Here is a 13,470-nt window from a genome sequence, read left to right as displayed (position 1 = left end):
CCCGTGTGCCTTCTTCCTCGATCAGTCGATTAGATAGAGAAGCGGAAAGAGATAGATCCAGATCAAGTCGACGAGGTGCCAGTAGAGGGCGACCAGATCGACCGGAGTGAAGAACTCCTTGGAGAACTCCCCGGACGCGTTCCGCTTCAGGATCCAGAACATCACGCCGATGCCCACGATGACGTGGATCGCGTGAATGCCGGTCATCACGAAGTACAGGGAGAAGAAGATGTGCGCCTTGGCCGGCAGGTGCGGCACGTGGCCGTGGCCCGCAGGGATCGCGCCGAAGAGACCGCCGTCCACGGGGTGCCCGAAGAACTTGCCGGGCAGGAGACCCGCGTGGAACTTGTGCTGGTACTCGAAGTACTTGACGACCAAGAAGATGAACGCACACGCGATGGTGACGATCAGGTAACCCGACGTCTGCGCCTTCTTCCCCAGCTGCGACGAGCGCACCGACATGGCCGCCGTCCAGCTGCTGAAGAGGAGCACGATCGTGTTGCTCGCGCCCATCACGCGATCGAGCTGGTGCGACGCACCGCTGAACGCCTCGGGGTACCAGCTGCGGAAGATCCCGTACGCGACGAACACGCCGCTGAAGAACAGGAGCTCCTGCGCCAAGAAGGCCCACATCCCGAGCTTCGCCGCGTCGAACTGCTGCGCGGGCGTATCGAAGTGGTGGGCGAGCCAGGCCGGCCCGTGATGCTCTTCGTCGTGTCCTGGCTCACCAGCATGGTGCGAGTCCCCGTGAGGACGCGCCGGCTCGGCGTGGCTGGCTGCTGTGCTCATTTCTCGGACAACTCCTCTTCGGTGGCCAAGTGATAGTCGTACGGGCCGCGCGTGATGGTCGGCACCTTGATGAAGTTCGCGAGGGGAGGCGGCGTGGGCGTCTGCCACTCGAGCGCGGCCGAACCCCACGGGTTACGCGTCGACTTCTGGCCCTTTATCAGCGAAGCCACGAACATGACGGCCATGGTCAGGAAGCCGAGGCCCAGGATCCACGAGCCGATGGTCGACACCTTGTGGAAGATCTCGTACTCGGGGAGGTAGTCGTAGTAGCGGCGCGGCATCCCGCGCGAGCCCATGATGAACTGCGCGATGAAGGTCACGTTGAAGCCGATGAACACCAGCGCCCAGGCCACCTTCGCCACGCCCTCGTTGAAGAGCTTGCCGGTGATCTTCGGCCACCAGTAGTGCAGGCCGCCGACGAAGCCCATCACCGTGCCGCCCACCATGACGTAGTGGAAGTGCGCGACGACGAAGTACGTGTCGTGCAGGTGCACGTCGATGGCGAGCACGCCGAGGAACAGACCCGTCAGACCGCCGATGGTGAAGAGGAAGATGAACGACAGGGCGTACAGCATCGGCGACTCGAGCCGAATCGAGCCCTTGTAGAGCGTCGCCACCCAGTTGAAGACCTTCACGCCGGACGGGATGGCCACGAGGAAGGTCAGGGCCGAGAACACCATGGTGGCGTACTCGCTCATGCCGCTGACGAACAGGTGGTGGCCCCACACGAGGAAGCCCAGGAGGGCGAGCGCCAGGGAGCTCATGGCGACGAACATGTAGCCGACGATGGCGCGGCGGCTGAAGGTCGCGATGATCTCGTTCACCACCGCCATGCCCGGCACGATCATGATGTAGACCGCGGGGTGCGAGTAGAACCAGAAGAAGTGCTGGAAGAGGACGGGGTCACCGCCGAGCTTCGGGTCGAAGATGCCGAGGCCCAAGAAGCGCTCGAGGCAGAGCAGGAGCAACGTGATGGCGAGCACCGGGGTCGCGAGCACCTGGATGATGCTGGTCGCGTAGAGGCCCCAGATGAACAGCGGCAGCTTGGTCCACGTCTGCCCGGGCGCGCGCAGCTTGTGCACGGTGGCGATGAAGTTCACGCCCGTGAGGATCGACGAGAAGCCCATGATGAAGGCGCCGAGCACCATCGGGATGACCGCCGACGTCGTGCGCATGCTGTAGGGCGTGTAGAACGTCCACCCCGTGTCGACCGCGCCGTTCACCATGCTGTAGAGGGCGAAGCAGGCGCCGAAGACGTAGATGTAATACGACATCAGGTTCAGCCGGGGGAAGGCGACGTCCTTCGCGCCGAGCTGAATGGGCAGGATGAAGTTTCCGAGCGCGGCCGGCACCGACGGGATGATGAAGAGGAACACCATCACCACGCCGTGCAAGGTGAACGTCCGATTGTAGGCGTCGGCGTCCATGATGGTCTTGCCGCGCGAGAACAGCTCGAGACGCACGGCGAGAGCGAAGATTCCTCCTATCAAAAAGGCGAGGAGGACCGACACGAGGTACATGACCCCGATGCGCTTGTGATCGAGCGTGTAGATCCACGACATGATCCCGCGCTCCGCTTTGAGATAATTCTCGTTCGGATCGGGGTGGTGGGCCTGAGCTCTAGGGACGGTGGTTGTGGCGGCTCCCATGACTGTCCTCAGTACGCTACTTCAGCGTCTTCATGTAGGCGATGATCGCGTCGATTTGCGCATCCTTGAGCGTAAACGGCGGCATCTGCGCGGTGGTAAATCCTGCGGCAATTTTGGCTTGCGGCTTGAGAATGGACTCTTTGACGTAGTTTTCGTCGACTACGACCGTGGACCCGTCCGCCAGGCTCTCGGTCTTGCCCCACAGGCCCTTCCAGGTCGGCCCAGGCATCTTCGAGCCATCGATCGAGTGGCACGTGTTGCACGCGTTCTTCTTGTAGAGCTCGGCTCCCCACTCTTCGGGCTTCTTGCCCTCGGGGGCTTTGTCCGCGGAGTCGAGGTGCTTCTGGAAGTCCTCCGGCGTGACGACGTGGATCATCGCCAGCATGCCCGAGTGGCTCGTACCGCAGTACTCGGCGCAGAAGACCTGCATGTTCCCGAGCTTGGTCGGCGTGAACGAGATGTTCGTGTACATGCCCGGCACCGCGTCACGCTTCCAGCGCGCGCCCGGCACATAGAAGCTGTGGATCACGTCGTCCGACGAGAGGATGAACTTCACCGGCTGGTTCAGCGGGATCGTGAGCTCGTTGTTCTCACGGGTACCGTTCGGGTACTCGAACTCCCAGAGCCACTGGCGGCCGCGCACCCGGATTTCCATCGCGTTTTCGGCGGCGACGGCGTTGTGCACGTACACCTTGAACCCGAGGTGGAACAAGATGGCGATGAAGATGACCGGACCGAACGTCCACACGAGCTCGAGGACCAGATTATGTCCGACGGGCTCCGCCTTCACCCCAGGGCGCCGGCGGAACTTCACGATGCAGTACAGCATCACCGCCACGATGACCGCGGTGAAGATGACGCTGAACCAGTAGACGAACATGTAGAGGTCGTCGACCTCGGCGGCGCCGGTCGAGAGCTGCTCGGGTAGTTGGAAATTGTCGGGACTGACCACGCTTAGTTCTCCGTGACCGCTGAGCGGCGCTGGTAGGCGTCGCGTTCTTGAGGCAGACGCGTGTCCTCGGCTTTCTTCCGCCGACGCTCACGCGTCCACATGACGCCGAGAAAGCTCCCGAGGACGAGCACCGTGACGAAACCCGAGAGTTGCATCACGCGCGTCGCCATCAGGCTGTATTTTCCATCCTGGGGGTCGTAGTGGTAGCAGTAGAGGATGACCTTCTCGATCGTGCTGATCGAGCGCCCGTTCGACGCCTCCAGGAGGCCGAGGCGAACGTCCTTGGGGTCGTACTCCAGCCCGTAGAGATACCGGGCCATCTGCCCATTGGGCTTCACGAGCATCACGACGGCCGGGTGCGCGTACTGCTGCTGCCGCTCGTCGTACTCGTACTGAAATCCGACCGCCGTCGTGACCCTGTCGATCTGCTGCTTGTCGCCGACCAGGTAGTGCATCCCCGCCTCGGCTCCTTGGCGGCCGTAGGCTCCGGCGATCGAGGCCTTCTTCTTCGTGGCCGTCTCCGGCGTGTCGCGCGGGTCGATGCTGACGACCACCAGGTCGTACTCTTTGCCCACCGACCACGGAACTTCCTTCATGGCGGTGGCGGCTGCGTGCTGAATCATGCCGCAGATGACCGGGCACGAGTGGTACGCGAGGATGAAGAGGGCGGGGCGCTCGCCTTTGAAGTAGTCGCCCAAGCGCACCATGGCGCCGTTCTCGTTGCGAAACGTCGCATCGAGCGGCAGCTGACCGTCGAGGTGCTCGTCGACCCCCACGTGTTTCAGCTCCTTCGGCGTGTTGTCACGCTCGGCATGCGCCACGCCGCCACCGGGGCCCACGAGGGCACCGAGCGAGAGCAGACTGGCGAGGAGTAGAGAACGTAGATTCATGGGGTACTTCGTAGATGCGAAAGATTCTTTCGGGAGCGGCTTTGTGTCGCAGAGCTCAGTGGGGGTGGCCGGCGTCGGCTGCGCCGGGAGCAGCGCCACCGGTCGCGCCGCCAGCAGCGCCTCCCGCATGAGGAGCTCCCGCATCGCCCTTGTTGGCGTTCGCGGGGGCGGCCGTGGTCGTCGTGGTGGAGGCATCCTGCGCGGGCGCCGCCGACTCGGGGCTTGCAGCCGCCGAGCCGCCCTTCTTCGCGAGAAGAGACGAACCGACCAGCGGCCCATCGTCCGAGGACGGCTGGGGAGCGATCAGGGCCGAGGACTCACGGCCCTTGGACGCGAGCTCCGAGATCGCCTTGTCGATGGGAATGGGGCTCCCCGTCAGCTTCTTGTTCTCTTCTTCGTGAAGCTTCGCGAGCTCGAGCGCGGGCGGGATCTTCGCGTTGGCTTCACCTTCCCACATGGTGGTGAAGTACGAATCGAGGATGAACTTCAGGACGAAGAGCGTCACCGCAGTGGCCACGGCCATGACGAGGATGAGTCGGGTTCGCGGGGGGCTGTTGTCGGTAGCCATGAGAAAACCTCTGCGTGGATAGCGGGCGCGAGGGCTGCGCCCGTCCGGAGACCTATGCGTTCTCGAAGTGGATGGCGCGGAGCAGTCGCGGATCCCCCACCGGAATCAGCCGATGCTTGCGCATGACATAGAAGACCACCGCGAGGTAGACGCCGCCGATGCCGAGGAGGCACGTCACGTCGAGCCAGTGAAAGGCGAAGTCATCTTGTCCCACGTTCGGCATCACCAGCCAGTAGATATCGATGACGTGCATCAGGAGCACCCACGCCGCACCGAAGGTCATGAGCTGGAGCTTTCGCTTGGTGTTGCGGGAGAGCAGCAAGAAGAACGGGAAGACGAAGTGGGCGAACACGAGCAGAAGGCTGACCCCGGACCACGGACCGTGGTCCCAGCGGTGGTGGAAGAAGGTCGTCTCTTCTGGCAACGCGGCATACCAAATCAGCATGAACTGTGAGAAGCCGATGTATGCCCAAAACACCAGAAAGCCGAAGGTGAGCTTGCCCAGGTCGTGGTAGTGCTCGGTATTGATCTCTTTCCGAAGCAGACCTGACCGGCGCAGCGCCTGGGTCGTCAGGATGAGGGTGGTGAGTCCGGCGAGCACCGAGCCGGCGAAGCAGTAGACGCCGAAGATCGTCGAGAACCACGAGGGATCGAGGGACATGATCCAGTCGAAGCCCGCGAAGGTCAGGGTCAGGGCGAAGAGGATCGTCGCAATCGGCGCGAAGCGCTGCACGCCCACCGTGAGCTTCGGATCCTTCGTGGTGTCCTGGTCGACCGAGTAGCGGAAGAGCTTCCAGCCGAGGAAGGCCCACACCAGCAGGTAGACAATCGCGCGAAGCGAGAAGAACCCGGAGTTGAGGTACGGCTTCTTCGCCTCGAGGACCTTCTCCTCCGCCAGCTCATGCGGATCGCCCTGCGGGAACGCTGCACCGCCGTGGGCGCCGATCGCCGCGCCGTGGGCCCCTGCGCCATGACCGTTGCCGGCGCCATGACCATCGCCCGCGCCCGTGCCCGCACCCGTGTGCGTCGAGGATCCGTGCGCGCCCTGCGCCGGCTCTGCGCCATGCTCCGCTTGCGCGGCGTGCTCGTCGAGGTCGGCGCCGGTGGTGTGCGTGGTGGACGTCTCGGCGCCGTGCTCACCATGATGACCCAGCCAGGGGAAGATCTGCTCCTTCAGCAGCCACACCGGCGCGAAGAGCACGATGAGCGAGACGGCGCCCACCGCGAAGAACTCCGAGATGCGCCGCACGGTGATGCTCCAGCCGGCGCTGGTCAGGTGCTGCATCAGCACGAAGAAGATCGAGCCCAGGGCGACCGTGAGGATCACCTCGAAGCCGAAGAGGTACGAGAAGGCGAAGCGCTTGCCGTTGCCCGCGTAGCCGAAGGCGGAGAGCAAGAGGCCGACGGCGCCCACGGCGGCGGCGATCTTCCAAGCGCCGTCCCACGAGCTGCCGCTCGGGATGCGGTGCGGATCGACGCCGCCCTCCTGGGCCTTCTTCTTGGCGATGGAAGGACGGGTCGAGCGCTGGGCTTCCTCGGCGGAGGCTTTCTTCTTATCGTTCTCTTGCGTCACGGCTTCGTCTCCGCGGCGATCGGTGCCTGGCTAAGCTGGAGCGCGCGCACGTAGGCGGTGATGGCCCAGCGGTCGTCGACCGGAAGCTGGGGACCATAGGCCGGCATGTTGCGCACGCCGTTGGAGATGGTCGCGAAGATCTGCCCGTCCGGCGCGTGGCGCAGGCGATCCTGGTGGAAGGAGGGCGGCTTCAGCATGCCGTGCTTGACGATCATCCCGTCGCCCGCGCCCGTCTTGTCGTGGCACGGGGTGCAGTAGATGTTGAAGCGATCCTGCCCGCGCTTGACCAGCGGCTCCATCCCACCGTGGCGCGCGATCATCTCGTTCGGGATCACGGCCACGTAGGCCGAGTCGTCCTCCGTGCGCCCGCGGGCGACGCGCGGGTCGACCTCTTCCTCGCGCGCGACCGCGCCTTCGACGGGCGCCCGCATGGTGCGGCGATCCTCGAAGAACTCGCTCTCGTTCTGCATGTTGTAGCGGGCCTGAAAGTACATGTTGCGGATCGGAACGATCGGCGTCTCGCGCGATGTCTCGCCGCGGCAGCCCGAAAGTCCGACCAGGCACGACACCGCCAACGCGGCGGAGCATGCGTATGAAGCCAGGGGACGCATCAAACTTCCTCCTCGACGAGCTCGACGTGCGACGGGTGCGTCTTGTCGAGCAATTCGCGCGTGCGCTCGAGCTTGAACTTGGGATCCTCCACCTCGACCGACAGGAAGAACTTGTCGTCGGAGAAGGCCCGGAAGCGGTCGGACTCGAACACCGGGTGGTGGTGGCGGGGGAGGCGATTCAGGTGGAACATCCCGAACACCGCGCCGAACGCCGACAAGAGGATCGTCAGCTCGAACATGATGGGGATCATCGACGGGATGCTGGCGATGCTCGGCGGCTTTCCGCCGATGACGATCGGGTAGTCGATGTTGTTCATCCAGTGCATCATCGTGAACGCCAAGGTCGTTCCGGTGAGGCCGCAGCAGAGGACGATCCATCCGAGCTTCGAGTCGGGCAGGCCCATCGCGCGATCCATCCCGTGAACGGGGAACGGCGTGTGCGCATCGAACTTCGTGTAGCCCGCGTCGCGGAGCTTCTCGGCGGCGTGCAGACAGTCGCCCGGCGTGCGGTACTCGGCGAGCAGAAGAGCGGGCCGCATCTTGGGGCGCAGGGCGCGCGCGCGCGGGGTCTCGTCTTTGCGCCCGGGGCCGCGGTGGTGGCCCGACTCGCGGTCGTGCGCGTCGATCTTCTTGTAGGTGGCGACCGGCTCCTCGTCGTCGGAGTCCGCCCGCGGCACCGGCTTGGCCTCGTGGTCGATGTCTTCCCCCCCGTGCGGCGTGTGCGCCATGGGCACGGCTCCCTCGTGATCCTGGTACTTGTCCGCGAGGACGGCGGCGTCACGCTCGGAGAAAGGCGCCTCGGGCACGTTGCCTTTGGTGCTCTCGTTCTCGGCGCGATCGCGCTCTTGCCGTCCGAGGCCTTCTTTCAACGTCTTCTTGTTGCGCTGATCGTCGTCACTCATTTTCACACCCGCCTTACTCTGCCGGCGCCAGCGCGGCGTCCGCCGCTTCTTCGTGGGAACCTTCGTGACCGTGGTCGTCACCGTGGTGCGGGTCGGCTTCGGGGAGCACGCCCTTGACCTCGGCGATGGCGATCATCGGGACCCAGCGGATGAACAGAAGGAACAACGTCATGAACAGGCCGAGCGTCCCAGCGTAGGTGCAGATGTCGACCGCCGTCGGGCGGAAGTAGCCCCAGGAGGCCGGGACGAAGTCGCGGTGCAGCGAGGTCGCGATGATGACGAAGCGCTCGAACCACATGCCGATGTTGATGACGATCGACACTACGAACATCACGGGGATGTTGGTGCGCAGGCGCTTGGACCAGAACAGCTGCGGCGAGATGACGTTGCACGTGATCATCGTCCAGTACGCCCAGGCGTACGGCCCGGTGGCGCGGTTGATGAATGTGAAGCGCTCGTACGGGTTGCCGCTGTACCAGGCGATGAAGAACTCCATCGCGTACGCGTAACCGACGAGGGAACCCGTCACGAGCATGATCTTGTTCATCAGCTCGAGGTGCTGCATCGTCACGATGCTGCGCACGCCGTACACGATACGGCAGACGAGCATCAGCGACATGACCATGGCGAACCCGCTGAAGACGGCGCCCGCGACGAAGTACGGCGGGAAGATCGTCGTGTGCCAGCCCGGCATGACCGAGGTCGCGAAGTCGAACGAAACGACGCTGTGCACCGAGAGCACCAGCGGCGTGGAGAGCGCGGCCAGGATCAAGTACGCGCGCTCGTAGTTCTGCCAGTGACGGTTCGAGCCGCGCCAGCCGAGGGCGAGCGCGCCGTAGACCGTGCGGCGGATCTTGGTCTCCGAGCGATCGCGGAGGGTCGCGAGGTCCGGGATGAGGCCGACGTACCAGAAGAGGAGCGACACCGTGAAGTAGGTGCTGACCGCGAACACGTCCCAGATGAGCGGGCTCTTGAAGTTCGGCCAGATGCTCATCTGGTTCGGCAGCGGGAACATGTAATACGCGACCCACGCGCGGCCGACGTGGATGCCCGGGTACAGCAAGGCGCAGATGACGGCGAAGATCGTCATCGCCTCCGCGAACCGGTTGATCGACGTGCGCCACTTCTGCCGGAAGAGGAACAAGACGGCGCTGATCAGGGTGCCGGCGTGACCGATACCGATCCACCAGACGAAGTTGGTGATGTCCCAACCCCAGTAGACGGGAGAGTTGTTTCCCCACACGCCGACGCCCTGCCAAAACAGGAAGCCGACCATGGAGAACAGGACGATCGTCATGGTCGCCGCCAAGCCGAGGGCGATCCACCAGGCGCGCGGCGCCTTGGTCTCCGTCACGCGCGCGACGCGCTCGGTGATGGTTGCGAACGTTTCGCCCTCGCGCACCAGCGGGATTTCGCCGATTTCCTTGATGGGGAGCTTGTACGAAGCCATATGGGATTCCGGGGTAACGATGGGTCGGGGTACGGGAACTCGGGGACCTGAGCTAACGGGCTAACGGGTCAGGTCAGGCCATGTCCTTGTTCGGATTGCGGATTTTGCCCAGGTAGGTGGTGCGGGGGTGCGTGCCGAGGTCGGCCAGGAGGGCGTAGCTGCGGTCACGCTTGCGGAGCTCGGCCACCCGCGACTTGGGGTCGTTCAGGTCGCCGAAGACGATGCCGCCCGCGGGGCACGCCTGCGCGCACGCCGTGGTGAAGGCCCCGTCGCGCATCGGCTTGCCGTTTCGCTTCTCGGCGATCTTGGCTTCCTGGATGCGCTGCACGCAGTACGTGCATTTCTCCATCACGCCGCGCATGCGGACGGTGACGTTCGGGTTGAACTGCATCTTCACCGTCTCCGGCATGTCGCCGTAGAGCGGGTCGCCCTGGAACTCGAGGTAGTTGAACTTACGAACCTTGTACGGGCAGTTGTTCGCGCAGTAGCGCGTGCCGATGCAGCGGTTGTAAGCCATGTCGTTCAGCCCTTCGGGGCTGTGCTCCGTGGCGTTGACGGGGCAGACGTTCTCGCACGGCGCCTCTTCGCAGTGCACGCACATGAGCGGCTGCACCGCCACCTGCGGATCGGCCACGTCGTTGCCGACGAAGTAGCGGTCGATGCGCAGCCAGTGCATCTCGCGGCCGCGGCCGACCTGGGTCTTGCCGACGGTGGGGATGTTGTTCTCCGCCTGGCAGGCGATGACGCACGCGTTGCAGCCCGTGCACTGGTTCAAGTCGATCGACATGCCCCACTGGTGGCCCTTGGAGTAGTCCTGCTTGTTCCAGAGCGGGAGCGTCCTCGGGTTGGTGCTTCGGTACTGCGTGAAGCTCGGGTTGGAGCGGTACTCTTCGAGGGTCGTGTCGATGGCGACCGGGCGGCCTTCCATCGAGTCGTGATCCTGGGTCTGCGTGATCTCGTGGGTGGTGCCCGTCTTGCGAACGGTGACACCCGAGGCGAAGCCCAGAGAGTCGCTGGTGCGCAGCGCGTTGACGTTGAAGCCGTGCTCCTTGCCGTAGCGGCCGGGCTTCGGACGACCCCAGCCGAGGCGCAGACCGATCGAGTTGTCGGCTTGCCCGGCGAGGATCCACGCGGGGATGGTGATGCTCGCGCCCTCGCGCGAGAGCTCGATGACGTCGCCGTTCTTGATGCCCAGCTCGGACGCCGTCTTGGGCGAGATGAGCGCCGCGTTGTCCCAGACGATCTTGGTCATCGGGTCCGGCAGCTCGAGCAGCCACGGGTTGTTCGCGTGGCGACCGTCGTGGAGCTTGGGGCAGGGGAGGAACACGACCTCCACGGCCTGCGCCGTGGCGGGCGCGCGCTTCGCGGGGGCCTTCGAGAGCTCCGCCGCGATGTCGGCCGCGCGCACGTCCGACGGCGTGAACGCCGCGGGCGCGCTGCCGCCGATGATGCCCTTCTGCAGGGCCGTCTTCCACTGGCGCTCGAACTCGAACGCCGACGGCGCGGGAACCGCGGGCGCTGCGACCGGGGCCGCCGCCGCGGGTGCGCCCGCCGCAGGGACAACGGGGGCCAAGGTGCTGGCCGCCGTGAGCCTCACCGCGCCGCCACCCGCTGCGCCGGCGCGGGCCGCTCCTGCTGCGGGGGGGACCGGGCCATTGACGTGGAGGCGCGCCGCCCCGGGGGCCGCGGGCGCTCCAGGTGCCGCCGCAGCAGCTGCTGCCGGCGCTGCGGGGGCAACGCCTTCGGGCGCGACGGCCGCGAGCGCGGCGGTGTTCGACAGCGAAGGCGCGGATTTCATCGTGTCGCGCACGAGGTCGTACGCCTTCTTGTTCGCCAGCTCGGGGACCATCCAGGCGAGGACTTCGATCTCGCTCTTGCCGCCGTGGAGCGGGAGGATCAGCGGCTGCTGAATGCTCCACGTGCCGTCGAGCGAGCGCTGATCGCCCCACGCCTCGAGCTCGTGCGCCTTCGGCAGGTGCCACGCGCATTTCTCGCTGGTCTCGTTGACGTGGGTCGAGAGGTGAATCGTGTTCTTCGCCTTTGCCAGACGATCGGCGAACTTCACGTCGGCCGGCGCGTCGTAGACCGGGTTGCCGCCGAGGACGAGCAAGGTGTCGACCTTCCCCGCCTCGAGGTCCGTACCGAGCGAGCGAAGGTCGCCGGTGGCGTCCTTCTCCTGCGCGTCGGCGACCGGCGCGTAGTGCACCGTCTGACCCACGGAGCCGAGCGCGCGGTTCAGCGCGTGCGCGAGCGCGTGCACGCTGGCCGGCTGGCGCGAGCCGACGACCACGACCGCGCGACCGCGGTTGGCCGCGAGCTCCTTGGCGACGACCTTGAGCCACTTCTCCGGAATGCCCGAAGCATCGCTTTGGCCGAGCGCGCCGGCCACGGGGCCGAGATCGACGCCGGCCAACGCGAGCTCCTTGGCGAGCGCGCGCGCGTAACGTTCGATGTCACCCGAGGGAAGACGCAGGCGGTGGTCTGCGTTGGACCCCGTGAGGCTATGCGTCGACTCGATGACATAAAGGCGGCTCATCGTGTCGCCCGGCGAGCGAACGCGCCGGCCCTCGCCGAAGAGGCGCGTGGCGCGAACGGTGCCCGGCTCGGTCTCGAGGAAGTCCGACTCGAGCGACACGATCACCTTGGCGCGCGCGTAGTCGTACAGCGCGTTGAGCGGCTGACCGAACGCGATGCGCGCACCCTCGCGCGCGTTGGCGTCATCGACGGGCGTGTACGTGTGAAAACGCGCTTGCGGAAAGCGCGCACGAACCGCGTCGCGAAGGCGAACGAAGGTGGGCGAGTTGGTCGGCTCCGCCAGCACGCGAAGGCGCGCGCCTTGGTCACCCTCGTGGGCCTTCAAGGTCGACGCGAAGTAAGCCTGGAACTGCTCCCATTTGGCGTCGGCCGAAGCGTTCTTCGGGCTCGTCGAGCGATCGGGGTCGTACAGATCCCAGATGGCCGCTTGCGCGATCAGGTCCGTGCCGCCGCGGCTCGAGGGGTGATCCGGGTTGCCTTCGATCTTCGTCGGGCGCCCCTCGTGGCTCTCCACGAGGACGCCCAGCGCCTCTCCGCGGCGATTCAGGACCGACGCGTAGTGGTTCGAGATACCGGGGATCACCTGCTCCGGCGCGCGCGTGTACGGCATGAGCTTTTCGACCGGGCGGCGTACGCAGCCCTCCAAGCCGAAGAGCGCAGCGGCCGCGCTGCCGAACTTGAGGAAGTTTCGACGGTCGACGGAGAACACCGGCGCGTCATCGCCTTCGTTCTTGGCCTTTTCGGCCATCTTCGCGAGGCCGAACGGGAACTCGGCCTCCTTCATCGACTGAAGATGATCGGGAGCGTTCTTCTCCTCGATGCTCTTCCAGAAAACTTTTGCACCGGAACCTGGCGCAGCGGCGCCCGACGTATCATCAGCCGACGCGCTGATGTCTTGGAAGGTGTACGGCTTGCGTTTCATCGGTGGCACCCTGAGCAGTGCTTGGGGGGATTCACGTTGGGCGGTTGCCAGCCGGCGGGGGCTTGGTCGGGCCGCCAATCCATGTTCGTGACTTGATCGCGAGGCCGGAGGTTCGGCGTCGGATCGCGGTGGCACTCGAGGCACCACCCCATGCTGATCGGCTTATCGAGGCGGACCGTCTCCATCTCGTCGATGCGACCGTGGCAGGTCACGCATCCAACGCCGGCGGTGAGGTGCGCGCTGTGGTCGAAGAACGTGTGCTCCGGCAGCTTGTGCACCTTGACCCACTCGATGGCCTTCCCCGTGTCCCAGCTCGCGCGAACGTTCGCGAGGCGCGCGCTCTCGGTCTTCACGACCGAGTGGCAACCCATGCACGTCTGGGTGGGGGGAATCATCGCGTGGGCCGCGCGTTCGATATTCGCGTGACAGTAGCGACAATCGATACCGAGCTGTCCCGCGTGCAGCTTATGGCTGTACGGAACCGGCTGGAGCGGCGCATAGCCGACCTGCAGGTTCTTCGGCGAGAAGTAGTACCAAAAAACGAAAACCACGCTCCCGAGCAGGCCGATGGTACCGATACCGGCGAGGAGGGGGAGCTTGTTGAGCGACCGGGGGAAGATTTGCATTCG

Annotated in this window: 11 protein-coding genes; all 11 read right to left on the bottom strand. The window is 65.3% G+C overall.

The annotated features are described in order from the left end of the window. Positions 1-21: 21 nt before the first annotated feature. Complete coding sequence (locus LZC94_35185; protein WXB13080.1) at positions 22-789, bottom strand: cytochrome c oxidase subunit 3 family protein; 768 nt, start codon at positions 787-789, stop codon at positions 22-24. Next, a complete protein-coding gene (locus LZC94_35180; GenBank protein WXB13079.1) occupies positions 786-2,438 on the bottom strand; it encodes a cbb3-type cytochrome c oxidase subunit I in 1,653 nt (550 codons plus the stop codon). The genes LZC94_35185 and LZC94_35180 overlap by 4 nt, the downstream gene beginning before the upstream one ends. A gap of 16 nt (positions 2,439-2,454) precedes the next feature. Beyond that, positions 2,455-3,390 carry a cytochrome c oxidase subunit II gene (coxB, locus tag LZC94_35175; GenBank protein ID WXB13078.1) on the bottom strand — a complete coding sequence of 312 codons (936 nt, stop codon included), beginning with the start codon at positions 3,388-3,390 and terminating at the stop codon, positions 2,455-2,457. Between the two features lie 2 nt (positions 3,391-3,392). Next, positions 3,393-4,280 (bottom strand): SCO family protein, encoded by an 888-nt coding sequence (locus LZC94_35170; protein ID WXB13077.1) that lies wholly within the window; start codon positions 4,278-4,280, stop codon positions 3,393-3,395. Between the two features lie 55 nt (positions 4,281-4,335). After that, positions 4,336-4,848 carry a hypothetical protein gene (locus LZC94_35165; GenBank protein WXB13076.1) on the bottom strand — a complete coding sequence of 171 codons (513 nt, stop codon included), beginning with the start codon at positions 4,846-4,848 and terminating at the stop codon, positions 4,336-4,338. A gap of 52 nt (positions 4,849-4,900) precedes the next feature. Next, positions 4,901-6,421, bottom strand: a complete 1,521-nt coding sequence (locus LZC94_35160) for a hypothetical protein (GenBank protein WXB13075.1) — start codon at positions 6,419-6,421, stop codon at positions 4,901-4,903. Then, positions 6,418-7,032 (bottom strand): cytochrome c, encoded by a 615-nt coding sequence (locus tag LZC94_35155; GenBank protein ID WXB13074.1) that lies wholly within the window; start codon positions 7,030-7,032, stop codon positions 6,418-6,420. Before LZC94_35155 ends, LZC94_35160 begins: the two co-directional genes overlap by 4 nt. Further along, entirely contained in the window at positions 7,032-7,934 is a 903-nt protein-coding gene (locus tag LZC94_35150) for a DUF3341 domain-containing protein (GenBank protein ID WXB13073.1), read from the bottom strand. The genes LZC94_35155 and LZC94_35150 overlap by 1 nt, the downstream gene beginning before the upstream one ends. Before the next feature lie 13 nt (positions 7,935-7,947). Beyond that, the gene (gene nrfD, locus LZC94_35145) at positions 7,948-9,384 is read right to left on the bottom strand and encodes a polysulfide reductase NrfD (protein WXB13072.1); all 1,437 of its coding nucleotides are present in this window, start codon (positions 9,382-9,384) and stop codon (positions 7,948-7,950) included. A 73-nt stretch (positions 9,385-9,457) separates the two neighbouring features. Then, a complete protein-coding gene (locus LZC94_35140) occupies positions 9,458-12,841 on the bottom strand; it encodes a TAT-variant-translocated molybdopterin oxidoreductase (protein WXB13071.1) in 3,384 nt (1,127 codons plus the stop codon). Next, a complete protein-coding gene (locus LZC94_35135; GenBank protein ID WXB13070.1) occupies positions 12,838-13,467 on the bottom strand; it encodes a cytochrome c family protein in 630 nt (209 codons plus the stop codon). The genes LZC94_35140 and LZC94_35135 overlap by 4 nt, the downstream gene beginning before the upstream one ends. Positions 13,468-13,470 lie beyond the last annotated feature (3 nt).

The organism is Sorangiineae bacterium MSr11954 (assembly GCA_037157815.1).
In the GTDB taxonomy this organism is placed as follows: Bacteria; Myxococcota_A; Polyangia; order Polyangiales; family Polyangiaceae; genus Pendulispora; species Pendulispora albinea.
The sequence above is the reverse complement of the archived record's forward strand: the minus strand, read 5'-3'. Positions and strand labels throughout refer to the sequence as shown.